The sequence below is a fragment of the Neorhizobium sp. 2083 genome (assembly GCF_031455615.1).
Taxonomy (GTDB): Bacteria; Pseudomonadota; Alphaproteobacteria; order Rhizobiales; family Rhizobiaceae; genus Neorhizobium.
The window spans coordinates 154,641-179,412 of sequence record NZ_JAVDTC010000001.1; the positions used below are offsets into that span (position 1 = coordinate 154,641).

The window sequence follows — 24,772 nt, forward strand, 5'->3', positions numbered from 1 at the left end:
CATCAGGCGGCGCGGCGCTTGCCCGGGCGCGGCGAACGCCGGTCGCCGGTTTCCGTCATCACCAGCAGGTTGCTGTAGCCGGCCGCTTCGAAATCCGTCACCAGGTCGGCGACTTCCTCATCCCTGAAGCCCGGAACGGACAGGACGATCTCTGCCATCGCGTTGCGCGTCAGGCGCGAGATGCCGGCGATCTCGGCCGGGCCGCATTCGATCAGCACCAGGTCATAGGCATCGGCCAGCGCATCTATGATCATCGACAGGCGGTCGGCGCCGCGCATGGCGCGGGCGGGATCCGAAGCGCCGTGCGGAATGATATGCGCGTCGGAAAGCCGGTCCGGATGGATCGCGTCGCCGAAGGCGGTTTCGCCGCAAAGAAGGTCGGTAATGCCCGGAAGTTTCGGATTTTCCGCCATCAGCTCCGTCGGAGTGGCCGAACCGGTCATGTCGACCAGCACGACGGTGCGGCCGCGCTCGGCAAGCTCGCGGGCGAGAATGACGGTCGCGGTCGAGCCCTTGTCGCCGCCCGGCGAGATGCCGATCGCGACGGGGACATCGTGCCGCTGCAGGTAGTGTGCAACGGAGTCGATCGTAAAGCCTCGATCCTCGGCCTCCGGGGCGACATCCTCTTCTTCGCTCTCCCTCTCGGAGAGCGACTGTTCGGCGATCTTGGCATAGGCGAGTGCGGCGGCGTGCTTGGGGTTTTCGCGGGGCGGCTCCGGCCGGTCGAAACGGGCGGCCTCGGCCTGCATCTGGTGGACCGGCAGCGGCGCGGCCGCAACGGGTGCCGGTGCCGCCGGTTCCAGCGCGATGTCCTCCTCGTCATCGCGAACACCCGACGGACGCAGCGCGCGGCCGGAGAAGAGTTCGATGACGATGACGATCAGGCAACCGAAGATGAAGGTGGCGAGCGAGACGACGATGACAATCGGGATGATCTTCGGGAAATAAGGCTCGGACGGTTCGACCGCTTTCGAGACGACGCGGGCGTCGGCCGGGCTCGAATTGCCCTCGAGGCGGGAGCTCGCCTCGCGGTAGCGGGCAAGATAGGTTTCCAGCAGCTGGCGCTGGGCGGCGGCCTCGCGTTCAAGGGCGCGCAGGCCCACTTCCTCTTCCCCCGCCTTGGCGGAATCCGCCTTCAAACCGTTGAGCTGGCCCATCAGCTGGCGTTCGCGGATGCGCGACATCTCGGCCTCGTTGTCGAGGCTCGCGAGGATCTTCTTGGTCTCGCTCTCGATCTGCTGGCGGATGCCGGCAAGCTGGCCGCGCAGGCCCTTGAGCCGCGGATGGCCTTCGAGCAGCGAGGTCGAGGAGTCGGAAATCTGGGCCTGCAGGTTGGCTTCGGCTTCCTTCAGACGCTGAATGACCTGGGAACCGACGACGTCGCTCAGCGTATCGGAGGCGCGACCGGCCTTCAAAGCCGCCCGGACGTTTTCGGCGCGCGCCTCGGCATTTGCCCGCTCGCCGCGGATACGGGCGAGCTCGGTCGAAATGTCGTTGAGCTGCTGGGTCGAGAAACTGTTGGTCTCGGTGGTCTGGAACAGGCCGTTGGAGGACCGGTAGTCTGCCACCTTCTTTTCGGCCTCCTTGACCTTCTGGGTCAGGCTGGCGATTTCCGGCTCCAGCCACTTGGCCGTCTCGGAATGGGTGTCGAGCTTGGCGCCGCTCTGGATCTTGAGGTAAGCCTCCGCCATCCGGTTCGGGATCTCGGCCGCAAGCTTCGGATCGCGCGAGGAAAACTCGATGGCGATGACGCGCGAATTCTCGACCGCGTAGACATTCAGCTTGTCGCGGAATTCCTGGATCACCCGGTCTTCCGGGTCGAGTTTCATCGGATCCTGCTTGAGCCCGATCAGGACCAGCGGATCTGGCAGGAAGGACTGCGCGGCCGGATCGAATTCCTTCAGTTTGGCGAGGTTGAGGTCGCGGGCGACACGCTTGATGAGATCGGTCGACTGCAGCAGCTGCGCCTGGCTGGTGATGTTGAGCGAGTCCAGCAGCGGGTCGTTGGCCTGTGCGGCCGCGTCCCCTCCGGAGAGGTTCGGCGAGCGGGATTCGATCAGCATCCGCGTCTCGCTCTTGTAGCTGGGCTTCATCAGACTGGTGCCGACCAGCGCGACGGCGGCTGCGACGATCGTCGCGCCCAGGATCCTGCCCTTGCGTTCCCAGATCGCCGAGATCACCCGCCCGAGGTCGATATCCACGTCCTGATTGCCACCGTTTACGCCTGACATGATACGCTCCAACTGATCGGTTTGCGCGAAGAGTAAAGGATCATGGTAACGCGAGAGTTAATGGCCAAGTACAGCCGTTAAAGCTCCAAGAAAATCTCGAAATGCCCGACCTCTTTACCGGGCATTAACCCTAACGGATCGATAACGGCGGACAGATGGTATGAACAGCCGGAGCCTGGAACGCGGAAATGTCCTTCGCCCCCTTCAAACGCGTGGTGGCCAAACACGTGGCGGCGCTCGCCCTTGCGGCGGCTGCGCTTGCCGGCTGCACCAGCTATGCGCCCGCTCCGAAGAGCTTTCAGGAAGCGACCATCCAGCCCTACAGGCTCGACAGCGGCGACCGTATTCGCGTCGCCGTCTTCGAACAGCCGGGCCTCACCAATACCTATACGGTCGACCAGGCCGGCTACATCGCCTTCCCGCTGATCGGCCAGGTGGCGGCGCGCGGCCAGACGCTGCCGGCGCTCGAAGGCTCGATCGCCTCGCGCCTCAAGCAGGGTTATCTGCGCGATCCGGATGTCACCGCCGAGATCGACCGCTACCGTCCCATCTTCGTGATGGGCGAAGTCGGCCGGCCGGGGCAATATTCCTACGTGCCCGGCATGACCGCCCAGAACGCGATCGCGATCGCCGGCGGCTTCACCTCCCGCGGCAACCAGCGCGACATCGACGTCACCCGCAAGATCAACGGCCAGGTGCTGACCGGCCGCACCGTCATCTCTTCCACGGTGCTTGCCGGCGACACCATCTATGTCCGCGAGCGGCTGTTCTGACCGGTCCATGGCTGAGAGCCCTCCCTTGCGGATACTCCACTGCTTCAGGTCGCCCGTCGGCGGGATTTTTCGCCACGTACGCGACCTTGTCGAAGAGCATCGGGCGGCCGGCCATGAGGTCGGCATCCTGTGCGACAGCTCGACCGGCGGAGCGCATGAGGAGCGCCTTTTCGACAGCATCCGGCCGCAGCTTTCGCTCGGCCTCACCCGCATTCCGATGCGGCGTGCGATCGCCCCTTCCGATTTCGTGGCGATCTACAAGAGTTATAAACATATCAAGAGCTTGCAGCCGGACATTTTGCACGGGCACGGCGCCAAGGGTGGCGCCATTGCCCGGCTGATCGGCTCAGCCCTGCGGGTCAACAGGTATCGCGTAGCCCGCCTCTATTCGCCGCATGGCGGCAGCCTGCATTTCAGCCGGTCGAGCCTTTCCGGCCAGGCCGTGCTGCGGCTGGAACGGTTCCAGGAACATTTCGGCGACGCGCTGGTGTTCGTCTGCGAATACGAACGGCGCACCTACGAGGCCAAGGTCGGCAAGCCGCGCAAGGTCTCCCGCGTCATCTACAACGGCATCAAGGATGCCGAGTTCGAGACGATCGGCACCGAGCCATCGGCCCCGGATTTCCTCTATATCGGCATGCTGCGCGACCTCAAGGGGCCGGATGTCTTCATCGACGCCTTCGCACGGACCGAAAGGGTAGTCGGCCGCCCGCTTTCGGCGCTGATGGTCGGTGACGGCCCGGATCGCGACCGCTACCAGGCGATGATGGCCGAGCGCGGGCTTGGCCGCCGTATCCAGATGAGGCCGGCCATGCCCGCCCGCGAGGCGTTCGCCATGGCAAAGATCGTCGTCGTTCCCTCCCGCGCCGAAGCCATGCCCTATATCGTGCTCGAGGCCCTGGCGGCCGGCAAGCCGGTGATCGCCTCCCGGGTGGGTGGCATTCCGGAAGTGCTCGGCGATACAAGTGCGGCGCTTGCGACGCCCGGCGATGCCGAGGATCTCGCCCGCGTCATGACCGAGGCGTTCACCACGCCCGGCTGGCAGGACGCGGTCATGCCAAAGCCGGACGCATTCAAGGCGGTGTTTTCCGCCTCTGTCATGGCCCAGGAAATGCTCGGACTGTATCAGGATCTGACAGGTTCACGGGCCGATTCGGCCCGCGGCTAAAGGCTTCCTTCACCTCTTTTTGCTAAGCCGTTTCCATATCTTCCTGCGCCGACGGGCCTGGGAGGCCAAAGGGATCGGTCCATGAACCAGCCGAACAAGTCCGAGCAGTTCGATGTCGAAAGCCTTCGCAAGAAGGTTTCGGAACTCCGTGCAGCCGACGAAAAGCACGATCCGGCCAATGCCACCGTGCTCAATCCGTTTGCCCGCCAGATCGCCGAACAATTCCGCGACGACAGCTATTCGCCGGCGATGCTGATCGGCCTGTTCCGGCTGTTCGAGCTTCTGGCGCTGCTTGCGATCGGCCTCGTCATCGGCGCATTTTTCTCGCCGATCGACCTCACCGGCTTTTTCGCCCGTTTCGCCCTCGTCGCCTGGGGCTCGACACTCACCGTTCTGCTTCTGCAGGTGGCCGACACCTACCAGATCCCGTCGCTGCGCGGCGCGCAGCGCACCGCCCGGCGCGTTTTCGTCTGCTGGGCGATCGGTTTCGTGCTGACGGCGTCGACGCTCTACCTCGTCGAACCCAGCCCCTATCCGTTTGCCGGCCTTTGCGCCTGGCTCGTCACCGGTGCCGCCTTCCTCTTCCTCGAACGGCAGCTCACCGCCTACGCCATCCGCCACTGGGGACGCAACGGCGTGATGGAACGCCGCGCCATCATCGTCGGCGGCGGCGAACCGGCCAAGCAGCTCGTGCGCCAGCTGGAACAGCAGCCCGACAACGATATCCGCATCTGCGGCATATTCGACGACCGCAACAGCGAGCGCTCGCCGACCGTCGTCGCCGGCTATCCGAAGCTTGGCACCTTCGCGGAACTGATCGAATTCGCCCGTCTCGCCCGCATCGACATGCTGATCATCGCGCTGCCGGCCACGGCCGAGGCCCGCATCCTGCAGCTCCTGCGCAAGCTCTGGGTGCTGCCGGTCGATATCCGGCTCGCCGCCCATGCCAACCGCCTGCGCTTCCGCCCGCGCTCCTATTCGCATGTGGGCGCCGTGCCGATGTTCGACATTTTCGACAAGCCGATCCGCGACTGGGATTCGGTGGCGAAGCGCGTCTTCGACATCGTCTTCTCGGTGGTCGGAATCCTGCTGACCTGGCCGATCATGCTTGCCGCTGCAATTGCGGTGAAGGCGACCTCCAAGGGGCCGATCCTGTTCCGCCAGAAGCGCCACGGTTTCAACAACGAGATCATCGACGTCCTGAAGTTCCGCTCGATGTACACGAACCTCAGCGACCAGACCGCGGTCAAGGCCGTCACCAAAGGGGATCCCCGCGTCACTCCCGTTGGGCGTTTCCTGCGCAAGTCCTCGATCGACGAACTGCCGCAGCTGTTCAACGTGCTGCGCGGCCAGCTTTCGCTGGTCGGCCCGCGCCCGCATGCGGTGCTCGCCCAGACGGGAACCCGCAAATATGTCGACGTCGTCGAGAGCTATTTCGCCCGTCACCGCGTCAAGCCCGGCGTCACCGGCTGGGCGCAGATCAACGGGTTGCGCGGCGAACTCGACAGCGACGAGAAGATCCGCGCCCGCACCGCCTACGACCTCGACTATATCGAGAACTGGTCGCTGCTCTTCGACCTGAAGATCCTGTTCCTGACGCCGATCCGGCTGCTCAACACGGACAACGCCTATTGAGCACGCTCGACTATAGCCGCCCCGGAGGCCATCCTCACCATTTCGACAGCCGGCTTGCGGCGCTGAGGCTCGCCGGCAGCGGCCTCGTCGCCTTCGGCGTCTTCCTGTCGGGCTTCGTCATCTCGGAACCGGCCCCCTACGAACTGATCATGGTGGTGCAGATCGCCATCTGGTTCCTGCTGGGGCTCAGGATATCGCGCACCGTCGCGCCTTTGCTGGTCATGATGCTGACCTTCAATATCGGCGGCCTGTTCACCATGCTGATCATGAAGAACATGAGCGAGGCGCCGATGTATTTCGCCGTCTCGGGCTTTCTGGCGCTGAGCGCGGTCTTCTATGCGGCAATCATCGAGGACGACCACCGGCGCCTGAACCTGATCTTCAAGGCCTGGGTAGCGGCGGCGATCATCACCTCGCTGCTCGGTATTCTCGGCTATTTCAACGCCTTTCCGGGCTCGCATGTTTTTACCCGCTACAATCGCGCCATGGGCGCCTTTCAGGATCCGAACGTCTTCGGTCCCTATCTCGTCGCCCCCCTCCTCTACCTTCTCTACCGGCTGCTGACCGGGCCGCTGGTCAGGGCTCCGATGCTGATCGGCGGCATCCTCGTCCTGGCGCTCGGCATCTTCCTCTCCTTCTCGCGCGCCGCCTGGGGTCTGCTGATATTTGCCGGCATCGCGCTGGTCATCGTCATGCTGCTCAAGGAGCGCACCACCGCCTTTCGGTTCAAGATCCTGGCGATCGCGGGCGGGGCTGCGATCTTCCTCGTGCTGGCGCTGGCGATCGCGCTGCAGTTCCCGCAGGTTTCCGACCTCTTCACCAACCGCGCCAAGCTGGTGCAGGAATATGACGGCGCCCGTCTCGGCCGCTTCGAGCGCCACAAGATCGGCTTCCTGATGGCCATGGAGCGGCCGCTCGGGCTCGGCCCAATGGCCTTCGGCAAGATCTTCGGGGAGGACGAGCACAATATCTGGCTGAAGACGCTGACCACCTATGGCTGGCTCGGCGCGGTTACCTACCAGATCATGATCTGGTCGACGCTGTGGTTCGGTTTCCGCTACATGCTGCGCGAACGGCCCTGGCAGGCCTATCTGATGATCGCATGGGTGATGATCCTCGGTCACGCGATCATCGGCAACGTCATCGACACCGACCATTGGCGGCATTTCTACCTGCTGCTCGGCATCGTCTGGGGCTGCATGGCGCTGGAACACCGCTTCGTCCGCTCGCAGCGGAGATCTTCGGCGCCCGCCACCGGAGCGGCTTGACTTTAAGTCTCCGCGCTCCAGTTTTTCTTTCATGCTGACGGTTTCCCAACTCCGCGCCGCGCGCGCCATGACCGGAATGACGGTGGACGAACTTTCCGCCGCCTCAGGGATCTCGAAATCCGCGATAGAAGAGGCCGAAGCCTCACAGGTCTTCGCAAACGCCGAGATCACCGACCGGCTGCGTTCGATCTTCGAGTCGAAGGGGGTGCTTTTTCTGGGCGCCGGCGAAGACGACGCAGGTGCCGGCCCAGGGCTCCGGCTGCGCCACCAGTTTCATGACGAGGGAATCCGCCCTCAGAATCTGAATGCCACAAACGACGACTGAAATCGTTGCACCGCGGGAACTCTTTGAGTTCTAACGCGTTTCTCCTCCGCTTAGACAACATGCAGGGGGCTGCGTATGGCACGGACCAACAATCTCTACCTCATCATCGGTGCATTGATCGTGGTCGTCATCGGCCTCGGTTTTTATGTCTATCGGGAAGAAAGCAAGCCGAAGGGCATCGAACTCAGCATCGGGCAGAATGGTATAAAAGTCCAAGAAAACTGAGGGTTAGTTAGAGGATACATTGTTAACGATAAAAGCTCAGACTTGCCTGGAAGAAAATTCAGCATGCGAGTGAAGGTTCAGATAAGCAATAAAAGGGGATAGTTATGACCACGCGTATGAATCCGGACGAAGTTGACAGTAAAGGCTTCAAGAAAGTCTGGAGTGTCGCCGAATTCGCCAAGCGTTACCGTCTCGACCGCGAAGAGGAAACCCGTCTTCTGAAGCTTCTCGGGCCATTCGCGTCGCAACACGAATTACTCATGAATGCGAGCCGTGCTCCGCGCTTCCGGTAAAGTAAGGGCCGAGACCGTGCATTTCCGCGCTTGCTGCAAGCCGCGAGGTTCCAGGCAATTGAAAGCTTGCGTTTACCGGCAACTCCTTCCCGCAGGAACCTTTACCTCCCTCTTTTAGTTGGTCTTCCGTGACCATTGGCGCCAGGCGGTGGAACCGCTGCGCAGAAGGAGGATAACCATGATAAGACTGATTTCGAATACCGGGCTTGCCATTGCCCTCTCGCTCGGCGCGATCGGCGCCTTCTCAACTCCCGCTTCCGCACAGGATATCGAACTTCGCCTGGGCCCGGATGGCCCGCGGCCGGTGATCCGTGACCGGGACCGCGACTATGACCGTCGGGGCTGCAGCCCGGGCGAAGCGCGAGCCGCCGCCCGCGACGAAGGTTTTCGCGATGCCCAGGTCGTGCGGGTGACCAGCCGCAGCGTCACCGTCGAAGGGTTTACCCGTAATGGGCCGGATCGCATCACTTTCGCCAACCGCCGCGGCTGTCCGGAAATCTGATCTGTCGCCACCTCCCCGACTACCGAAAGCTCCGCCCCGGCGGGGCTTTTTTTGACGTGGAGCGTTTCAGCGCAGATGCAGCAAATTAAGGGCAATTGTTAATTTTCATATTTACCGTAAATGAATTGGCAAGGAGTTGAGGCCAGATTTGCCCCCGTACGACGGATTTGGTGTTCCTTCAGATTGAAGAAACCGAGTGGCATGACGCCGGACCGCCGTGCCGGTAAATCAGCCCGGAATGTCCCTTCCAATCATCAGCCATTCAAGGGGCACCTCAATGACCAGCATTCTCACCAACATTGCAGCTATGTCTGCGCTCCAGACCCTTCGCGGTATCGCCAACGACATGGAATCGACGCAGAGCCGCGTTTCCTCCGGTCTGCGTGTCGGCACCGCTTCCGACAACGCCGCTTACTGGTCGATCGCGACCACCATGCGTTCCGACAACGGCGCTCTTTCCGCAGTCCAGGACGCTCTCGGCCTCGGCGCCGCAAAGGTCGACACTGCCTATTCCGCGATGGAATCGGCCATCGACGTCGTCACCGAAATCAAGAACAAGCTGGTTGCAGCTTCCGAGCCGGGCGTCGACAAGTCCAAGGTCCAGGAAGAAATCACCCAGCTGCAGAGCCAGCTGAAGAGCATCGCTTCTTCCGCTTCGTTCTCCGGCGAAAACTGGCTCCAGGCCGAAATCGGCGGCACCCAGAACGCCACGACCGGTGTCATCCAGGCCGGCACCGAAATCACCAAGCAGCTCGTTGGTTCGTTCATCCGCGATGCGGACGGAAGCGTGACGGTCAAGACCATCAACGTGGTCCTCGACGAAACCAACGTTCTGTTCGACCTTTCCGGCGGTCACGGCGGTCTTCTCGACAGCAACGCTCTCAACGGTTTCCGCGCCATCAACTACGACGACGGCACGACCAACCAGAAGCAATATTTCGGCAAGGTCAACACGTCCGGCTACTACGCCACCAACGCTGTCTGGAAGGACATCGGCGGCGGCGTGTTCATGAAGGGCGACACCAACGGCGTCTACTCTTCGGGCTCCAACGGCACCTACATGATCAAGGTCGGCGGCGCCTACATCGACGCGGTCTACACCACCAAGGGTTATGACTTCTCGGCTGGTGCAACGGCGACTGCCGGTATCAAGTACGGCACGGACATCTCGGTTTCCGACCTCGACATCACCAAGCTCGGAGACTACCGCGACTCCAGCGGCGTCAGCTATCTCGGTCTCGGGACCAAAGCCAGCGATGAGGACATCATGGCGGCACTGACATCGTTCGTCGATGGCCAGCTGGAACTGATGAGCAGCGGCGCTGCCAAGCTCGGCGCAGTCTCGAAGCGTCTCGAAATGCAGACCGACTTCGTCTCCAAGCTCACCGACTCGATCGACAAGGGCGTCGGCCGACTGGTGGATGCGGACATGAACGAAGAGTCGACCAGGCTCAAGGCACTGCAGACCCAGCAGCAGCTGGCCATCCAGTCGCTGTCGATCGCCAACTCCGACTCGCAGAACATCCTGTCGCTGTTCCGCTAATCGAACCAGGAGAAATGGCGCGGGGGCTGACCGCGCCATTGACCTCAAGAAAGGCCGGGTCCGAATTCGGACGCGGCCTTTTTTTATTTTCCCACTCCACATCCCGCGCGAGACGGGGATGTTTCTGCGCCATTGCACATATTCTTGCGGCGGCCGTTCTCTTTTTCTTCCGATGGAAGGATTTTGAGCTTGCGCCGCGAAAGCGGAGCGACTAGGGAAAACATGCTCATCGAGCAGGTCGGGGCGTAGCGCAGCCCGGTAGCGCACTTGACTGGGGGTCAAGGGGTCGTCGGTTCAAATCCGGCCGCCCCGACCAATTAAATCCCCTTGAAATCTCAGTCAGATCAAAAGCCTTTTGCAGCAACCGGGACTTTTCCGACGCGGTTGACCCACCCCGCCGGAGCCGGCAGGGCGGGCAGAATTCTCGCCGGCTGGGAACGCGACCTCAATAAGGCGAGTAGCACTGCTGGCGCGGACCGTAATAGGGCTGGAACGTGTTGTCGTAGGCCCTGTAGGACCGGTAGCGGGCATAACACCAGTTCACATGGGCATTGCCGCCCACGTAACGCCGGGGTCCGTAATAACGCGGCGCATATCTTGGCGTATAGCGCGGCTGGGCCAGCGCTCCGCCGATGATCGCGCCAAGGGCAAGCCCTCCGATGATCGCACCGGCATCAGGGCCACGGCGATGGCGGCGATAGTAGCGGTCGCCATCATAACGGTCGCGATAATAGCGTCGCCCTCCCCAATCTCCGCGATCGCGCCAGTAGTACTGCACCTGCTGGACATCGCGAGATGCCTCGAGCCGCGGGGCGCTGATCGACGGGAAGGCCTGGGCGGGAGCGATGCCGCTAAAAGCCGTAATCAGGGATAAAACGGCGACGGCGAGCTTTTTCTTCATGATTCACCTCCTCTGATTTTCCTTATGAAGAAATGATCCTCCATTTCTCCTGAACCAGAGGTGAATGGTAAATTTTGCTTAACATTGCCGCGAGTTGGATTAACGAACCTGATCCAGGAGGCGTTTGCATTCCAGGAGATCGAACAACGCTTCCTGCAACAGGGCACGGTCTTCCTTGCCGACGCTGGACTTGCCGATCGACACTTCCATCTCCTCGTCATGGGAGGCGCCGAAACCGAAGAAGCGGCCGCTCGGCTTCACCTTGGGGCGGCCGACGATCTGATCCTCTTCGGCCGTGCTGATCTTCGGCTCGACCTGCTTTTCGCTGTTTGCCGCCATGATCGCTTCCATCGTGGCGAGATCGCCGGACGCGATCGCCGAGACGAACTTGTTGCCGTTCGTCTTCAGAAGCTTCTGCACGCCTTTTATGGTGTAACCGTGATCGTAGAGCAGGTGGCGGATGCCTTTCAGGAGATCGACGTCCTCCGGGCGATAATAACGCCGCCCGCCACCGCGCTTCATCGGCCGGATCTGCGGGAAACGCGTCTCCCAGAAACGCAGAACATGCTGCGGCAGATCGAGGTCGTCGGCGACCTCGCTGATGGTACGAAAGGCGTCCGGGCTCTTCTCCAAGGGTCACACTCCAAACGGCAGGCGGCCCAGCCCCAAGGGCAGACTCATAGCCTCCGATATATGCGCGAATTATGCGCCGAATCGGGCATATCTCAACGGTTTAAGCCGGGAGATTCAAGCATGTTCACAGGATTGCGGAAAGGTCGCGGCTGTTCAGGCAACCGGGCTTGCGGGCTTCAGTTTGGCCTTGCGCGCCGTGTGCGCCTTGAGGATACGGCTCTTCAATACGTTGGAAGCCTTGAAGGTCATGACGCGGCGGGGAGAGATCGGCACTTCCTCGCCGGTCTTCGGATTGCGGCCGATACGTTCGTTCTTGGAACGGACCTGGAAGGTCGCGAAAGAGGAAAGCTTGACCACCTCGCCCCTGACGATCGCGTTACAGATCTCGTCTATGACCGTCTCGACGAGCTCGGCCGATTCCGTCCGCGAAAGCCCGACCTTGCGGAACACCGATTCCGCCAGATCCGCGCGTGTTACTGTCTTGCCGGCCATGATCCCCGCCCAATTTTCGAAATTGATCTTATCAAAGCCGATAGACAGTATTTTGCTTGAGCGCGAGGGTCAAGCACCTGTGCTCAATCGCTTATTTACGTTTCGGCCTATCCTTGCCGCCCTACCAGCGAACCAGCAACGCGCCCCAGGTGAAACCGCCGCCCATGGCTTCGAGCATGACGAGATCACCCTTCTTGATGCGCCCGTCGGAAGCGGCAACCGAAAGCGCCAGGGGAATCGATGCCGCCGAAGTATTGCCATGCAGGTCGACTGTCACGACCACCTTTTCGGAGGGAATGCCGAGCTTTTTCGCCGACCCGTCGATGATGCGGCGGTTGGCCTGATGCGGCACCAGCCAGTCGAGATCGTCTGCCGTCGTGCCGGTCGCGGCGAACGCGCTGTCGATCACGTCGGTGATCATGCCGACCGCATGCTTGAAGACCTCCCGGCCCTCCATGCGCAGGTGCCCGACCGTGCCCGTCGAGGATGGGCCGCCGTCGACATAAAGCTTGTCCTTGTGCGAGCCGTCGGAGCGCAGATGGGCGGTCAGCACGCCGCGGTCGGCGATCGTCCCCTCGCCTTCCGCCGCTTCCAGCACCAGCGCACCGGCACCGTCGCCGAAAAGCACGCAGGTGGTGCGGTCCTTCCAGTCGAGAATGCGGGAAAAGGTCTCGGCGCCGATCACCAGCACGCGCTTTGCCATGCCGCCGCGGATATGCAGGTCGGCGGTCGCCATCGCGTAGACGAAGCCGGTGCAGACCGCCTGGAGGTCGAAGGCATAACCATGCGTCATGCCCAGACGGTTCTGGATATTGACGGCGGTGGCCGGAAAGGTGTTGTCGGGCGTCGAGGTGGCGACCAGAACCAGATCGATGTCGTCGGGCGTCAGCCCGGCATTGTCGAGGGCGGCGCGCGCCGCCTGCTCGCCGAGCGAAGCGGTCGTCTCGCCCTCGCCGGCAATGTAGCGCTGACGAATGCCCGTGCGCTGCACGATCCACTCATCGGAGGTCTCGACGGTGTCTTCCAACTCGCGATTGGTCACTACCCGCTTCGGGAGCGCTGCCCCGTAACCGCGAACCACTGAACGGATCATTCTTAACTCACATCCTGTCGTCATGCCGCTTCAGGGCCAGCCGGGGGCTGGCGACGGGCATGGTAAATTGCCAGATCCTGCCGGATCTTCGCGTTGAGATCATTGCGTGCCATGTCATAACCGACATCGATCGCGGCAGCAAAACCATCGGCATTGGCGCTGCCATGGCTCTTGATGACGATGCCGTTCAAGCCCAGGAAAACGCCGCCATTGACCTTGTTCGGATCCATCTTCTCGCGCAGCCTGTCAAAGGCCGGCTTGGCGAGAAGATAACCGATCTTGGCCAGCAGCGTGCGCGACATCGATTCGCGCAGAAGCGTGGCGATCTGCCGGGCCGTGCCCTCCGCCGCCTTCAGCGCGATATTGCCGGTGAAACCTTCGGTCACCACCACATCGACGGTGCCCTTGCCGATATCGTCGCCTTCGACGAAACCATGATAGGCGATCGTCGGCAGGTTGGCCTCGCGGATCAGCCGCCCGGCCTCCTTGACCTCTTCCTGACCCTTCACCTCTTCAACGCCGACGTTCAGAAGCCCGACGGTCGGCCGGTCCACCTCGAAGAGGGAGCGCGCCATGGCGCCGCCCATGATGGCGAAATCGAGAAGCTGCTGGGCATCGGCACCGATCGTCGCGCCGATATCGAGGACGATGCTCTCACCCTTGAGGGTCGGCCAGATGCCGGCGATCGCCGGGCGCTCGATATTGGCCATGGTGCGCAGACAGAACTTGGCCATGGCCATCAGCGCACCGGTATTGCCGGCGGACACGGTGACATCGGCTTCGCCGAGCTTCACCGCCTCGATCGACCGCCACATGGTCGAGACGTAGCGCCCGCGGCGGAGGGCGGCACTCGGCTTCTCGTCCATGCTGACGGCGAGTTCGCATTCGTGGAAGACGGACCTGTCCCGCAGCTTGGGATATTTCGCCAGCACCGGTTCGCACTGAGCCTTCAGGCCGTAGATGAGGAAGTTCACGTCCGGATGGCGTTCCAATGCCTTGGCGGCACCGGCAATGACGACCTCGGGACCAAAATCGCCACCCATGGCATCGATAGAAATTCTGATCACGCGTCCCTGATCCTTATCTTCGCCGAACGCACTGCCCATCGGCATATGCGCCAGTTCTTACGTCTCCAGCGGCCCTTCGCTCCTCATGCGGGGCCGTGTCGGCGAAATCGTGGCCAAAATATAGTTTTTGTTGCCGCTTACAACCCGTCCTCAATCCTTTTTCCAGTCCTTAAGGACGGCGAAGGGATTGGGGCGTCCGGACTTTTCATCCGCATCGCCTTCCAGGTGATCGGTAAATTCCGCGCCCGCTTCACGCGGATAGGGATCGATCGCAAGCGCCGCGAATTCAGCCACCACCTCACCGACATCGATCGTATCGCCGGTAAACATTTCGGGAAGATCGGGACCTTCGGGATCGAGCACCATTTCCGCCGTATCGCCGGTGACGATCCGGGCGAGCTTCGACCCTTCGGGCACGAAGATCTGCTCGAACTCCTCGTCGATCTTCGATGCGACCGGTTCCAGCGTGACGACGGAGGACTGGACGATATCGGCCTCGACACGCCCCTTGACGCGCACGCCGTCCTTCTTCCAGCGGGCGATCTGCAATTCGGCCTTCAACGAACCGACGGAAACGACCTGCCAAAGCCTTGCGAGACCCTCGAGTTCGCGCGCATCGGCTTCCAGCTTCACGGTCACCGCATTGGCGGAGATGTTTCCGACTTTGACGGGATAGGAAAAGGGAGGCCTTTCGCCTCCGCCATGGTCATTCTTCATGAAACCTCACTCTTCTCGCGGCAGCGGACCCGGCATGGGCAGAACCGCTTGCCCGCGAGAAATATCATCTTCGGAAACGCCGGCCAGCGCCGCCTCCGCAACCAGCATCCAGTCCGCCAGGCCACGCATCGCGGGCCCATCCTCCGTCTTGGGATAGATATTCCGCCGGAGAGCGGCGGCAAGCGCCTCGCCGTCCTTGCCTTCGAGGGCGGAGGCATAGGTCTCTACCCGGCCGTAGAACATGCCCGCCAGCTTCTTCATGCGCTTCGGTACGCTCTGGTCGCCGATCCCGAGCTCGCGGATCGAATGGTCGATATCCTGGAAAAAGGCGTCGACGATCTCCTGGGCCAGTTCCTGGCCGCTCGAATCGGATTTCGCCGTCCGCCGGAAGAACAGGATCATCACGATCGAAAGCATCTCGAAACGGCCCATGACCGTGTCCGGGACATCCAGATCGCTATAGAAGAACGGCACGCGCGCCATCGACGTCAGGGTCGAGTACTGGCGGTCGATGATCGCGTGGTTCTGGTTTTTCTTCTTGAAAAGGCCGAAGATCATCTCAATTCCCGTTATTTGCCTCCAGGAACGCCCCAGCCAGCCGCCGGCCATGTTGCATGGAAACGAAAGCTGGTTTACCGAAGCATGCACGAATTGCAATGCCGTTCCGCCGGATGAGCGAACGGGCTGGGATCTTTGCGGCCTCAACATCCGGGTCGGGATTGGTCTTATGTCCCTGAATAGCCACAATGGTAGGATCAGCAGGGGCAGGTTGAGTTTGGGGGATGCCGTTGAACAAGCGGGTTTTCGGATACGAGATGACATTCTTGAGTAAAACCGCGATGGCGATGGTCGTCGCATCCATCACCGTCTCGGGCTGCACGTCCATGAATATCGGCGACACCATGTATAACGGCTACGTGGTCGACCAGAAGTCGCTGGAACTCATTCCGGTCGGGTCGAGCCGCGAGCAGGTGATGTTGACGATGGGCACGCCCTCGACGACCGCGACCTTCGATACCGAGGTGTTCTATTACATCTCTCAGAAACGCGAGCGCGCCGCGGCCTTCATGAAGCCGAAGATCGTCGATCAGACGGTGCTCGCCATCTATTTCGACAAGGACGGCGTCGTTGCCCGTCGCGCCAACTATACGATGCAGGACGGCAAGGTGTTCGACACGATCTCGCGCACGACGCCGACCGGCGGCCGCGATCTCACATTCCTGCAGCAGCTGCTTTCCGGCGGCGGTTCCGGTGCCGGCGGGGCAGCAGCACGCAGCATCCTGTCGGGCTTCGGCAAATAAGCACAGGATACGAATACAAAAGCCCGCGAGGATCGCTCCCCGCGGGCTTTTTGTTGGCTTGCAGGCTGCGATCAGCCGGCAAGAACCGCCAGCAGCAGAAGCGCCACGATATTGGTGATCTTGATCGCCGGGTTGACGGCGGGGCCGGCCGTATCCTTGTACGGGTCGCCGACGGTGTCGCCGGTAACCGATGCCTTGTGGGCCTCGGAACCCTTCATGTGACGGGTGCCGTCCTTGTCGACGAAACCGTCCTCGAAGCTCTTCTTGGCGTTGTCCCAGGCGCCGCCGCCCGAGGTCATGGAGATCGCCACGAAGAGGCCGTTGACGATGACGCCGAGCAGCGATGCGCCGAGTGCCGCAAACGCCGATGCCTTGTTGCCGCCGGAGATCAGCAGAACGCCGAAATAGACGACGATCGGCGCCAGCACCGGCAGGAGCGACGGCACCACCATCTCGCGGATGGCGGCCCGGGTGAGAATATCGACGGCGCGGCCGTAATCCGGCTTTTCGGTGCCCTCCATGATGCCCGGCTTTTCGCGGAACTGCTTGCGCACTTCCTCGACGATCGAGCCCGCGGCGCGGCCGACGGCGGTCATCGCGATGCCGCCGAACAGGTAGGGGATGAGGCCGCCGAAGATCAGGCCGGCGACGACGTAAGGATTGGAGAGGCTGAAGGAGATTTCACCGACGCCCTGGAAATAGGGATACTGCGCCGCATTGGCGGCGAAATACTGCAGGTCGTTGGAATAGGCGGCAAAGAGGACCAGCGCGCCGAGGCCGGCCGAGCCGATCGCATAACCCTTGGTGACGGCCTTGGTCGTGTTGCCGACGGCGTCGAGCGCGTCGGTCGACTTGCGCACTTCCGGCGGCAGGTGAGACATTTCGGCGATGCCGCCGGCATTGTCGGTGACCGGACCGAAGGCGTCGAGCGCCACGATCATGCCGGCAAGGCCGAGCATGGTGGTGACGGCGATGCCGGTGCCGAACAGGCCGGCGAACTGGTAGGTGGCGATGATGCCGCCAACGATGACGATGGCCGGGAGGGCGGTCGATTCCAGCGAGACCGCAAGGCCCTGGATGACGTTGGTGCCGTGGCCGGTGACCGAGGCCTGGGCGATCGAGTTCACCGGGCGCTTGTTGGTGCCGGTATAATATTCGGTGATGACGACGATGAGCGCCGTCACCACGAGGCCGAGCAGGCCGCAGATGAACAGGGCCGTGCCGGTGATCGGCTTGCCGGCGACGGTGCCGATCGTGCCCCAGCCGATGGTGAGCGAGGTCGCCGCGCCAAGGCCGAGAATCGACAGGAGGCCGGTGACGATCAGGCCCTTGTAAAGCGCGCCCATGATCGAGCCGTTGGAGCCGAGCTTGACGAAGAAGGTGCCGATGATCGAGGTGATGATGCAGGCGCCGCAGATCGCCAGCGGATAGACCATGACGGTTGCAAGGATCGGCGCGCCGGCGAAGAAGATCGCCGCGAGCACCATGGTGGCGACGACGGAGACCGCATAGGTCTCGAACAGGTCGGCGGCCATGCCGGCGCAGTCGCCGACATTGTCGCCGACGTTATCGGCAATGGTCGCCGGGTTGCGCGGGTCGTCTTCCGGAATGCCGGCTTCCACCTTGCCGACGAGGTCACCGCCGACATCGGCGCCCTTGGTGAAGATGCCGCCGCCGAGACGGGCGAAGATCGAGATCAGCGAAGCGCCGAAGCCGAGCGCGACGAGCGCGTCGATGACTTCGCGCGAGCCGCTCGGATGACCGAGGCCAGCCGTCAATATCCAGTAATAGATCGAGACGCCGAGGAGAGCGAGGCCGGCCACCAGCATGCCGGTGATGGCGCCGGATTTGAAAGCGATATCGAGACCGGCCGCAAGGCTTTGGGAAGAAGCCTGCGCCGTGCGCACGTTGGCGCGGACCGAAACGTGCATGCCGATGAAGCCGGCAACACCTGAAAGAACGGCGCCGATGATGAAGCCGATCGCAGCAGTGCCGGACAGAAGCAGCCAGGCGAGGATCGTCACGACGACGCCGACAATAGCAATGGTCATATATTGGCGCGTCAGATAGGCCTGCGCGCCCTCACGAATATATCCGGCGATCTCCTGCATGCGGATACTGCCCTGGTCGGCAGCCAGCACGGAACGCGTCGCCCACACGGCATAAATGATCGATAGCAAACCGCATACGATCACACCCATAATTACGGTCATTCGCTTTTCCTCTCCCTTAGCGCCGGGTGGTCCATACCCTCCGGCCATGCACGCCCTGCGACGGCACACACCCACGGGATGAGCAAAACCGCCGCAGCACTCCATAGTGCGCATTCCGCGCCGACGACCGCTCCCCTCCCAAGAATTCCGGGATCGTCCACGCGGACGGGAGATTGCGGTGGAGATGAATTGGCGTCAAGCCCCGAAGGGACAAGACTCTAGGCGGATTTCACGGAAGAGCGCTTGAACATCAGCGCCAGAACCAGACCGAGGCAGACGATCGTCACCGGCCAGATGATCAGGTTCATGAAAGACCAGCCATAGGCGGTAAACACCTTGCCGGAGGAGAAGGAGGAGAGCGCCACCGTGGTGAACAGGATGATGTCGTGGAAACCCTGCACCTTGTCGGCCTCGTGGGGGCGGTAGCTGGAGGCAACGATCGCCGTCGAGCCGATGAAGGCGAAGTTCCAGCCGACGCCGAGCAGCACCAGAGCACCCCAGAAATTCCAAAGCGCAATACCCATATGGGCGATCACGGCGCAGCCCATCAGGATCAGCAGGCCGGCGGCGACGATCTTCTCGACGCCGAAGCGGGAGATCAGCATGCCGGTGAAAAAGCTCGGCGCGAACATGGCGAGCACGTGCCACTGGATGCCGAGGGTGGCCATTTCCGACGGGAAACCGCAGCCGATCACCATGGCAAGTGGCGCGCCGGTCATCATGAACGTCATCAGCGCATAGGAGGAAATGCCGCAGATCATGCCGGTCAGGAACCGCTGGGTGACGACGATCTCACCGAGCGGGCGGGCCGGCGCCGCGGCCGTCGGACCGCCGGTCATCTGCGGCAGTTTCAGCGGCGACAGCATCACCAGGGCGACCAGATAAAGCGGAATGACCGCCACGAAGGCCCCGGCAAACAGGACCGGCGACAGAAGGTCCTTGGTCCAGATCGCAAGCTGCGGTCCGAGCACCGCCGAGACGATGCCCGCTGCAAGGATCCAGGAGATCGCCTTCGGCTTGTAGAAGGAGGGTGACGCATCGGCCGCGGCAAAGCGAATCTTCTGGGTAAAGCCGTTGCAGAGCCCGATCAGAAGCAGGCCGACCGCGAAAAGCCAGAAGTTGGAATGGAAAAGCGCGATTGCCGCGGTGGCGGCGCCGAGCGCTCCGACGATCGAGCCCAGCATGAAGCTCGCCTTGCGGCCGAGGAACCGGGAGGCGATCGCAACCGCGACGGCGCCTGCCGCCATGCCGACGTTGAAACCTGTCAAGGGCGCGGTCGCCAGCGACTTGTCGTCGCCGAGCAACTGGTAGCCGACGAGGCCGCCGAGCGCGAAAACCAGAGGCGGCGCCGAACCGAGGACCGCCTGGGCACCGGCAAGCAGCGCGACGCTGCGCCGGGCGGTTTTCATCTGTGTCTGAAGACCGTCCACTGCGCCGTCCATGCTGCCCTACCCTGAATTGTCGTTGGCTTCTTATTTCTTGGCTTCGCCACGTACCTGCTTGGCGATGCGGTCGAGGACGGCGTTGACGATGCGCGGCTCTTCCTCCCCGAAGAAGGCGTGCGCGATCTCGACATATTCGGTGACGATCACGGCGATCGGCACGTCCTTGCGCTCGAGGAGCTCGAACGTGCCGGCGCGCAGGATGGCGCGCAGCGTCGAATCGAGGCGCGATAGCGGCCAGTCTTCCTGCAAGGAGGAGCGGATCAGCGGGTCGATCTTCACCTGATCGCGCACCACGCCGGCAACGATCGAGCGGAACCAGGAGGGGTCGGCCTTCAGATAGGTGTCGCCGTCGAGTTCCTGGCCGAGACGGTGGGTCTCGTATTCCGCCACGACCTCCAGCACGCCGGTCCCGCCGACATCCATCTGGTAGAGTGCTTGCACCGCCGCCAGGCGGGCTGCACCGCGCTGGTTGGCCGGTTTCACCGGGTGTTCGCCTTCCTTCGCCATCAAATCAACCGCCGTTCAGCTTTTCACGCAGCGCGATCATGGTCAGCGCAGCGCGGGCGGCAAAACCGCCCTTGTCCTTGTCCGAACGGCGGGCGCGGGCCCAGGCCTGTTCGTCGTTCTCGCAGGTCAGGATGCCGTTGCCGATCGCCAGCGATTCCGACACGGCGAGGTCCATCAGTGCACGCGAGGATTCGTTCGAGACAATATCGAAGTGATAGGTCTCGCCGCGGATGACCATGCCGAGCGCGACGAAGCCGTCATAGTCGGTACCGCCCTCCTCCGACGCATCGAGCGCCATGGCGATCGCCGGCGGGATTTCCAGCGCGCCCGGAACGGTGACCACGTCATAGGTCGCCCCCGCCTCTTTCAGAGCATGAGTTGCGCCTTCGAGCAGCGCATCGGACATATCGTCGTAGAAACGCGCCTCGACGACGAGGAGATGTGGAGCGGTTTCGCGTGACATGGTTCACCTTCGTTCAAAATCGGCCCCGCATGACCTCGTATCGCCTTCAAGGCGGGCCGAAAGGCATATGGGTCTCGGGCAGGTGGCGGTCAAAACATGCCCTGAGGGGAATGGCAAGCAATTTTCGCTGAACGCAGCGATGCGAATCGGGAATAGCTGGGCGAGCAACGACGTAGACCGGTATCGCCGCCACCGCCCGGAGCCCGCCATGACCATTGTCCCGACCCTCGAAACCGAACGGCTGATCCTGCGTCCGCACCGGCTGGAGGACTTCGACGACTATGCCGCCATCTGGGCCGATCCGGACGTGGTGCGCTTCATCACCGGAAGCCCCATTTCACGCGAGAACAGCTGGAGCCGCATGCTGCGTGTCGCCGGTTTGTGGCATCTGATGGGCTTCGGCTTCCTGGCGATCGAGGAAAAGGGGACCGGCCGCCTCCTTGGCGAAGCCGGTTTCCAGGACATGCGCCGCGAGTTCCAACCTTCGATCGAAGGGACGCTGGAGACCGGCTGGGCGCTCGTCCCTTCCGTCCATGGCCGCGGTTACGCGACCGAAGCGGTCACCGCAATGATCTCCTGGGGCAAGGCCCATTTCCCCGACCACAGGATGACCTGCATCATCAGCCCCGAAAATGCCGCCTCGCTCAGGGTCGCCGCGAAACTCGGCTTCCGCGAGTTCGCCCGCGCCGACTACCATGGCCCGATCCTGGTGCTGGCACGCGAAAACTGACAGCCGGACGTTCACCTTTCCGCAACCATCGAATGCAGAACATGGCCGGCGACTGCATTCCGGAAAAGCTCAACCAGAATATTCCGGAAGTTGCATGAATAGCCCGATTCCCGTTTCAGCTTTCTGTTTTATTAGGAAGTTGCGATATAGACAGACCTATATCATCGAGAACCATATGGACGCATTCGTGAAACAGCACCCTCTTTCGTCCGGTGGCATGGAAGACCTCATCCTGAGGATGTCGATGGCGCGCGGCCTCGACGAAATCATGGCGGTGGTCCGCCAGTCCGCCCGCGGCCTCATCGGTGCCGACGGAGTGACCTTCGTCATTCGCGACGGCGGCAAATGCTACTACGCGGACGAGGACGCCATTTCGCCGCTGTGGAAAGGCCAGCGTTTTCCGATGGAGACCTGCATTTCCGGTTGGGCGATGCAGCATGCCGAAGTGGTCGTCATCGAGGACATCTACAAGGACGACCGCATCCCGCATGCCGCCTACAGTCCGACCTTCGTAAAAAGCCTCGTGATGGTGCCGGTGCGGGAAGACGATCCGATCGGTGCGATCGGCGCTTACTGGGCGAAAGCCGAACGCCCATCGGCGGACGCCATCCGGCTTCTGCAGCAGATCGCCCACAGCGCCGCCGTCGCCATGACCAATGTCGCCTTGATCAATTCGCTCGCGGCCGCCAAGGAAGAGGCGGCACGGGCACGGGATGCGATGATCCTCGCCATGGCCTCGCTCGCAGAGACCCGCGACCACGAGACCGGCAATCACATCCGCCGGACCCAGCAGTATGTGCGGGCGCTCGCGGAGGCGCTGAAAGAATACGAGCCCTATTGCGGGCAACTGAGCGACGAGGTGATCGACCTCCTCTACAAGTCCGCACCGCTGCACGACATCGGCAAGGTGGGCATTCCCGACAATATCCTCCTGAAGCCGGGCAGGCTCGAGCCGGAGGAGTTCGAGGTGATGAAGACCCATGCGGAACTCGGACGGGCGGCGATCGCCACCGCCGAACGCTATATGGGATCCTCGACACCCTTCCTCAGCCTCGCCAAGGAAATCGCACATACCCATCATGAAAAATGGAACGGCACGGGCTACCCCCAGGGCCTGCGAGGCGAGGATATTCCGATCGGCGGGCGGATCATGGCGATCGCCGACGTCTACGACGCGCTGGTCTCGGAACGGATCTACAAGCCGGCCATGCCGCACAACGATGCCGTCGACATCATCATCCGGGACAGCGGCACGCATTTCGATCCCGGTCTCGTCGAGATCTTTGCCAGGATCGCGCCGAAGTTCGAGGAGATCCACCGCAACTTCAAAGATGCGGCGTAAACCTCAGCCCTTGGCTGGGAATTCCGCGAGCCGCGCCGCGTAACGCGCCATCGTATCGACTTCGAAATTGACGAAATCGCCCGCATTGCGATCGCCCCAGGTGGTGACCGCGAGCGTATGGCGGATCAAAAGAACGTCGAAATCCGCGCCTTCGACGGCATTGACCGTCAGCGACGTGCCATCCAGCGCGACCGAGCCTTTCGGCGCGACGAAGCGGGCAAGCGCTTCAGGCGCGCGAAGACGGATGCGTACCGCCTCGCCTTCATGTTCGATGCCGAGAATTTCCGCCTTGCCGTCCACATGGCCGGAGACGATATGGCCGCCGAGTTCGTCGCCGATCTTCAGCGCCCGTTCGAGGTTGACGCGCGTGCCCTCGGTCCAGGCGGCGATCGTCGTCAGGCGCAGCGCCTCTTCCCAGGCCTCGACCTCGAACCAGCGCTCGTTGCTGCCGGCTTCCGGCAGCCTGGTGACCGTCAGGCAGACGCCGCCGTGGGAAATCGAGGCGCCCATGTCGATGGTCTTCGGGTCGTAATTGGTGGCGATCCTGAGCTTGACGCCCTCGTCCATCGGCGTCGTCGCCGCGACCGTGCCGACATCGGTGACAATTCCGGTGAACATCAGAAACCTCTTTCGTATTCGAAACAGCGGTCGGGCCCGAAGCTTTCCTCGCGGACGAGCTTAAATCCTGTCGGCATATCGGATGGCGTCAGCGGCGATTCAAGCCCGCCTTCGCCGACGGTGCCGGTGCCTTGGAAAAGGAGAATGCGATCGACCAGGTTTGCGTCGAGGAAGGCTTTCGCCACGGTCGCACCGCCCTCGACCAGAAGCGAGGACATGCCGCGAACCGCGAGAACCGCCAGGAGGACATCGAGCTCGGTGGCGTCCATGATCTCGACGCCGGCTTCGATCAATTTCTCGCGCTTGTCCCCTGGGGTACCCCCCTCTGCCCTGCCGGGCATCTCCCCCTCAAGGGGGGAGATCGGCAAGGAGCCCGCACCCTGCTCGACACCGGCTGCCTCTTTTGCCGCTCCAGTATCGGATGCCAATTGGGACGAATGACCTCGCCGCGATTCGATCTCCCCCCTTGAGGGGGAGATGCCCGGCAGGGCAGAGGGGGGTGTCGCCACATCCTCAACCTGCGAGCCCAAACCCGGCGCAGCCACAACGATCACCGGCACATCCCGCGCACTTTGCACCAGCTTGGAACCCAGCGGCAATTCTACCCGCCGATCCAGCACGATGCGAACCGGTGAGCGGTCTTCAAGCCCTGCAATGCGCACGGTCAGCTCCGGATCATCCGACAGCACCGTCCCAATCCCGACGAGAATCGCATCGGCTTCGGCCCGCAGCCGGTGCACTTGCGCCCGCGCCTCGGGTCCGGTGATCGACACTTCCTCGCCGCGCCGGCCGAGCATGCCGTCGGCGGAAACCGCAAGTTTCAGAGTCACATGCGGGCGGCCCTTCGTCTGGCGGGTGAGGTAGGCGGCAAGCGCCCGACGCCCCTCCTCCTCCATCAGGCCGGTCTCGACGACAATCCCGGCATCGCGCAGGATCGCGATCCCACGGCCGGAAACGCGCGGGTCCGGATCGGTCAGCGAGATGACGACGCGGGCGACGCCCGCCTCGACCAGCGCGTTGGCGCAAGGCGGCGTGCGGCCGTAATGGGAGCAGGGTTCGAGCGTGACATAGGCCGTCGCTCCCCTCGCCTTTTCGCCGGCGATATCGAGCGCCTGGGTTTCCGCATGCGGCCGACCGCCGGGCGCGGTGACGGCGGAGCCGACAACCTCGCCGTCCTTGACGATGACGCAGCCGACCGAAGGATTGGTTCCTGTCTGGCCGGTGTGAAGGCGCGACAGACGCAGCGCCGAGGCCATGAACCACCGGTCTTCTGCAGCGCTCGTCATG

General features: G+C 62.6%; 27 protein-coding genes and 1 tRNA gene. 13 read left to right on the top strand and 15 right to left on the bottom strand.

All coding sequences use genetic code 11. The annotated features are described in order from the left end of the window. Nucleotides 1–2 precede the first annotated feature (2 nt). Nucleotides 3–2,231, bottom strand: coding sequence for an exopolysaccharide transport family protein (locus J2X76_RS00725; RefSeq protein WP_310212031.1), 2,229 nt, complete (start codon nucleotides 2,229–2,231; stop codon nucleotides 3–5). 188 nt (nucleotides 2,232–2,419) lie between these two features. Here J2X76_RS00725 and J2X76_RS00730 point away from each other — a divergent pair, with 188 nt between their 5' ends. The 10 genes from J2X76_RS00730 to J2X76_RS00775 all read left to right on the top strand — a co-directional run bounded on the left by J2X76_RS00730 (nucleotide 2,420) and on the right by J2X76_RS00775 (nucleotide 10,279). Then, nucleotides 2,420–3,004 (top strand): polysaccharide biosynthesis/export family protein, encoded by a 585-nt coding sequence (locus J2X76_RS00730; RefSeq protein ID WP_310212034.1) that lies wholly within the window; start codon nucleotides 2,420–2,422, stop codon nucleotides 3,002–3,004. A gap of 7 nt (nucleotides 3,005–3,011) precedes the next feature. Then, nucleotides 3,012–4,172 (top strand): glycosyltransferase family 4 protein, encoded by a 1,161-nt coding sequence (locus J2X76_RS00735; protein WP_310212037.1) that lies wholly within the window; start codon nucleotides 3,012–3,014, stop codon nucleotides 4,170–4,172. Nucleotides 4,173–4,253: 81 nt separating this feature from the next. Next, nucleotides 4,254–5,807 (top strand): undecaprenyl-phosphate glucose phosphotransferase, encoded by a 1,554-nt coding sequence (locus J2X76_RS00740; protein ID WP_310212039.1) that lies wholly within the window; start codon nucleotides 4,254–4,256, stop codon nucleotides 5,805–5,807. After that, nucleotides 5,804–7,075, top strand: coding sequence for an O-antigen ligase family protein (locus J2X76_RS00745; RefSeq protein WP_310212042.1), 1,272 nt, complete (start codon nucleotides 5,804–5,806; stop codon nucleotides 7,073–7,075). The genes J2X76_RS00740 and J2X76_RS00745 overlap by 4 nt, the downstream gene beginning before the upstream one ends. A 31-nt stretch (nucleotides 7,076–7,106) precedes the next feature. Beyond that, nucleotides 7,107–7,400, top strand: coding sequence for a helix-turn-helix transcriptional regulator (locus J2X76_RS00750; RefSeq protein ID WP_113130325.1), 294 nt, complete (start codon nucleotides 7,107–7,109; stop codon nucleotides 7,398–7,400). Nucleotides 7,401–7,475: 75 nt separating this feature from the next. Continuing rightward, nucleotides 7,476–7,625, top strand: a complete 150-nt coding sequence (locus tag J2X76_RS00755; RefSeq protein WP_310212045.1) for a hypothetical protein — start codon at nucleotides 7,476–7,478, stop codon at nucleotides 7,623–7,625. Nucleotides 7,626–7,729: 104 nt separating this feature from the next. Then, nucleotides 7,730–7,918, top strand: coding sequence for a hypothetical protein (locus tag J2X76_RS00760; RefSeq protein ID WP_113130326.1), 189 nt, complete (start codon nucleotides 7,730–7,732; stop codon nucleotides 7,916–7,918). A 178-nt stretch (nucleotides 7,919–8,096) separates the two neighbouring features. Then, nucleotides 8,097–8,420 (top strand): hypothetical protein, encoded by a 324-nt coding sequence (locus tag J2X76_RS00765; protein WP_310212048.1) that lies wholly within the window; start codon nucleotides 8,097–8,099, stop codon nucleotides 8,418–8,420. 277 nt (nucleotides 8,421–8,697) lie between these two features. After that, nucleotides 8,698–9,963, top strand: coding sequence for a flagellin (locus tag J2X76_RS00770; RefSeq protein ID WP_310212051.1), 1,266 nt, complete (start codon nucleotides 8,698–8,700; stop codon nucleotides 9,961–9,963). A 239-nt stretch (nucleotides 9,964–10,202) separates the two neighbouring features. Next, nucleotides 10,203–10,279 (top strand) — tRNA-Pro (locus J2X76_RS00775). 129 nt (nucleotides 10,280–10,408) lie between these two features. Here the strand turns inward: J2X76_RS00775 and J2X76_RS00780 are convergent. From J2X76_RS00780 to J2X76_RS00815, 8 genes are all read right to left on the bottom strand, one after another. Beyond that, nucleotides 10,409–10,864, bottom strand: a complete 456-nt coding sequence (locus J2X76_RS00780; RefSeq protein WP_310212053.1) for a BA14K family protein — start codon at nucleotides 10,862–10,864, stop codon at nucleotides 10,409–10,411. 99 nt (nucleotides 10,865–10,963) lie between these two features. After that, complete coding sequence (locus J2X76_RS00785; protein WP_310212056.1) at nucleotides 10,964–11,497, bottom strand: MerR family transcriptional regulator; 534 nt, start codon at nucleotides 11,495–11,497, stop codon at nucleotides 10,964–10,966. Nucleotides 11,498–11,650: 153 nt separating this feature from the next. Continuing rightward, nucleotides 11,651–11,989, bottom strand: coding sequence for an integration host factor subunit alpha (locus tag J2X76_RS00790; protein WP_007770264.1), 339 nt, complete (start codon nucleotides 11,987–11,989; stop codon nucleotides 11,651–11,653). 121 nt (nucleotides 11,990–12,110) lie between these two features. Beyond that, a complete protein-coding gene (locus J2X76_RS00795; RefSeq protein ID WP_113131309.1) occupies nucleotides 12,111–13,082 on the bottom strand; it encodes a beta-ketoacyl-ACP synthase III in 972 nt (323 codons plus the stop codon). 20 nt (nucleotides 13,083–13,102) lie between these two features. Further along, a complete protein-coding gene (gene plsX / locus J2X76_RS00800; protein ID WP_310212065.1) occupies nucleotides 13,103–14,149 on the bottom strand; it encodes a phosphate acyltransferase PlsX in 1,047 nt (348 codons plus the stop codon). 150 nt (nucleotides 14,150–14,299) lie between these two features. After that, nucleotides 14,300–14,866 (bottom strand): DUF177 domain-containing protein, encoded by a 567-nt coding sequence (locus J2X76_RS00805; protein ID WP_310212068.1) that lies wholly within the window; start codon nucleotides 14,864–14,866, stop codon nucleotides 14,300–14,302. A gap of 6 nt (nucleotides 14,867–14,872) precedes the next feature. After that, the gene (locus J2X76_RS00810; RefSeq protein WP_113131307.1) at nucleotides 14,873–15,424 is read right to left on the bottom strand and encodes a ubiquinol-cytochrome C chaperone family protein; all 552 of its coding nucleotides are present in this window, start codon (nucleotides 15,422–15,424) and stop codon (nucleotides 14,873–14,875) included. A gap of 1 nt (nucleotide 15,425) precedes the next feature. Then, a complete protein-coding gene (locus J2X76_RS00815; protein ID WP_162732467.1) occupies nucleotides 15,426–15,728 on the bottom strand; it encodes a hypothetical protein in 303 nt (100 codons plus the stop codon). On the opposite strand from J2X76_RS00815, the gene J2X76_RS00820 reads away from it, so the two are divergent. Continuing rightward, nucleotides 15,649–16,167 (top strand): outer membrane protein assembly factor BamE, encoded by a 519-nt coding sequence (locus J2X76_RS00820; RefSeq protein ID WP_113131306.1) that lies wholly within the window; start codon nucleotides 15,649–15,651, stop codon nucleotides 16,165–16,167. The two genes, J2X76_RS00815 and J2X76_RS00820, sit on opposite strands and share 80 nt — an antisense overlap. Before the next feature lie 71 nt (nucleotides 16,168–16,238). Here J2X76_RS00820 and J2X76_RS00825 read toward each other — a convergent pair whose 3' ends face one another. The 4 genes from J2X76_RS00825 to ribH form a co-directional block, all read right to left on the bottom strand. Next, on the bottom strand, nucleotides 16,239–18,380 hold the full coding sequence (locus tag J2X76_RS00825; RefSeq protein ID WP_113131305.1) for a sodium-translocating pyrophosphatase: 2,142 nt from the start codon (nucleotides 18,378–18,380) through the stop codon (nucleotides 16,239–16,241). Between the two features lie 218 nt (nucleotides 18,381–18,598). After that, entirely contained in the window at nucleotides 18,599–19,822 is a 1,224-nt protein-coding gene (locus J2X76_RS00830; protein WP_113131304.1) for an MFS transporter, read from the bottom strand. Nucleotides 19,823–19,852: 30 nt separating this feature from the next. After that, the gene (nusB, locus tag J2X76_RS00835; protein ID WP_113131303.1) at nucleotides 19,853–20,332 is read right to left on the bottom strand and encodes a transcription antitermination factor NusB; all 480 of its coding nucleotides are present in this window, start codon (nucleotides 20,330–20,332) and stop codon (nucleotides 19,853–19,855) included. Between the two features lie 4 nt (nucleotides 20,333–20,336). Beyond that, nucleotides 20,337–20,795: a 6,7-dimethyl-8-ribityllumazine synthase gene (gene ribH / locus J2X76_RS00840; protein ID WP_110119610.1), complete on the bottom strand. Its 459-nt coding sequence runs from the start codon at nucleotides 20,793–20,795 to the stop codon at nucleotides 20,337–20,339. Nucleotides 20,796–21,003: 208 nt separating this feature from the next. On the opposite strand from ribH, the gene J2X76_RS00845 reads away from it, so the two are divergent. Further along, nucleotides 21,004–21,525 (top strand): GNAT family N-acetyltransferase, encoded by a 522-nt coding sequence (locus J2X76_RS00845; RefSeq protein ID WP_310212085.1) that lies wholly within the window; start codon nucleotides 21,004–21,006, stop codon nucleotides 21,523–21,525. A 187-nt stretch (nucleotides 21,526–21,712) separates the two neighbouring features. Then, nucleotides 21,713–22,867: an HD domain-containing phosphohydrolase gene (locus J2X76_RS00850; RefSeq protein ID WP_162732468.1), complete on the top strand. Its 1,155-nt coding sequence runs from the start codon at nucleotides 21,713–21,715 to the stop codon at nucleotides 22,865–22,867. 3 nt (nucleotides 22,868–22,870) lie between these two features. On the opposite strand, the gene J2X76_RS00855 is transcribed toward J2X76_RS00850, so the two are convergent. Both J2X76_RS00855 and ribD read right to left on the bottom strand, forming a co-directional pair. After that, complete coding sequence (locus J2X76_RS00855; RefSeq protein ID WP_310212089.1) at nucleotides 22,871–23,485, bottom strand: riboflavin synthase; 615 nt, start codon at nucleotides 23,483–23,485, stop codon at nucleotides 22,871–22,873. Next, nucleotides 23,485–24,771: a bifunctional diaminohydroxyphosphoribosylaminopyrimidine deaminase/5-amino-6-(5-phosphoribosylamino)uracil reductase RibD gene (gene ribD, locus J2X76_RS00860; RefSeq protein ID WP_310212092.1), complete on the bottom strand. Its 1,287-nt coding sequence runs from the start codon at nucleotides 24,769–24,771 to the stop codon at nucleotides 23,485–23,487. The genes J2X76_RS00855 and ribD overlap by 1 nt, the downstream gene beginning before the upstream one ends. Nucleotide 24,772 lies beyond the last annotated feature (1 nt).

Bases quoted from the DNA above. Each gene is read 5' to 3' on its own strand.
- J2X76_RS00725 (WP_310212031.1), bottom strand. From the start codon at position 2,231: ATGTCAGGCGTAAACGGTGGCAATCAGGACGTGGATATCGACCTCGGG.
- J2X76_RS00730 (WP_310212034.1), top strand. From the start codon at position 2,420: ATGTCCTTCGCCCCCTTCAAACGCGTGGTGGCCAAACACGTGGCGGCG.
- J2X76_RS00735 (WP_310212037.1), top strand. From the start codon at position 3,012: ATGGCTGAGAGCCCTCCCTTGCGGATACTCCACTGCTTCAGGTCGCCC.
- J2X76_RS00740 (WP_310212039.1), top strand. From the start codon at position 4,254: ATGAACCAGCCGAACAAGTCCGAGCAGTTCGATGTCGAAAGCCTTCGC.
- J2X76_RS00750 (WP_113130325.1), top strand. From the start codon at position 7,107: ATGCTGACGGTTTCCCAACTCCGCGCCGCGCGCGCCATGACCGGAATG.
- J2X76_RS00755 (WP_310212045.1), top strand. From the start codon at position 7,476: ATGGCACGGACCAACAATCTCTACCTCATCATCGGTGCATTGATCGTG.
- J2X76_RS00760 (WP_113130326.1), top strand. From the start codon at position 7,730: ATGACCACGCGTATGAATCCGGACGAAGTTGACAGTAAAGGCTTCAAG.
- J2X76_RS00765 (WP_310212048.1), top strand. From the start codon at position 8,097: ATGATAAGACTGATTTCGAATACCGGGCTTGCCATTGCCCTCTCGCTC.
- J2X76_RS00770 (WP_310212051.1), top strand. From the start codon at position 8,698: ATGACCAGCATTCTCACCAACATTGCAGCTATGTCTGCGCTCCAGACC.
- J2X76_RS00780 (WP_310212053.1), bottom strand. From the start codon at position 10,864: ATGAAGAAAAAGCTCGCCGTCGCCGTTTTATCCCTGATTACGGCTTTT.
- J2X76_RS00790 (WP_007770264.1), bottom strand. From the start codon at position 11,989: ATGGCCGGCAAGACAGTAACACGCGCGGATCTGGCGGAATCGGTGTTC.
- J2X76_RS00795 (WP_113131309.1), bottom strand. From the start codon at position 13,082: ATGATCCGTTCAGTGGTTCGCGGTTACGGGGCAGCGCTCCCGAAGCGG.
- J2X76_RS00805 (WP_310212068.1), bottom strand. From the start codon at position 14,866: ATGAAGAATGACCATGGCGGAGGCGAAAGGCCTCCCTTTTCCTATCCC.
- J2X76_RS00810 (WP_113131307.1), bottom strand. From the start codon at position 15,424: ATGATCTTCGGCCTTTTCAAGAAGAAAAACCAGAACCACGCGATCATC.
- J2X76_RS00820 (WP_113131306.1), top strand. From the start codon at position 15,649: ATGCCGTTGAACAAGCGGGTTTTCGGATACGAGATGACATTCTTGAGT.
- J2X76_RS00815 (WP_162732467.1), bottom strand. From the start codon at position 15,728: ATGGATGCGACGACCATCGCCATCGCGGTTTTACTCAAGAATGTCATC.
- J2X76_RS00825 (WP_113131305.1), bottom strand. From the start codon at position 18,380: ATGACCGTAATTATGGGTGTGATCGTATGCGGTTTGCTATCGATCATT.
- J2X76_RS00830 (WP_113131304.1), bottom strand. From the start codon at position 19,822: ATGGACGGCGCAGTGGACGGTCTTCAGACACAGATGAAAACCGCCCGG.
- nusB (WP_113131303.1), bottom strand. From the start codon at position 20,332: ATGGCGAAGGAAGGCGAACACCCGGTGAAACCGGCCAACCAGCGCGGT.
- ribH (WP_110119610.1), bottom strand. From the start codon at position 20,795: ATGTCACGCGAAACCGCTCCACATCTCCTCGTCGTCGAGGCGCGTTTC.
- J2X76_RS00845 (WP_310212085.1), top strand. From the start codon at position 21,004: ATGACCATTGTCCCGACCCTCGAAACCGAACGGCTGATCCTGCGTCCG.
- J2X76_RS00855 (WP_310212089.1), bottom strand. From the start codon at position 23,485: ATGTTCACCGGAATTGTCACCGATGTCGGCACGGTCGCGGCGACGACG.
- ribD (WP_310212092.1), bottom strand. From the start codon at position 24,771: ATGACGAGCGCTGCAGAAGACCGGTGGTTCATGGCCTCGGCGCTGCGT.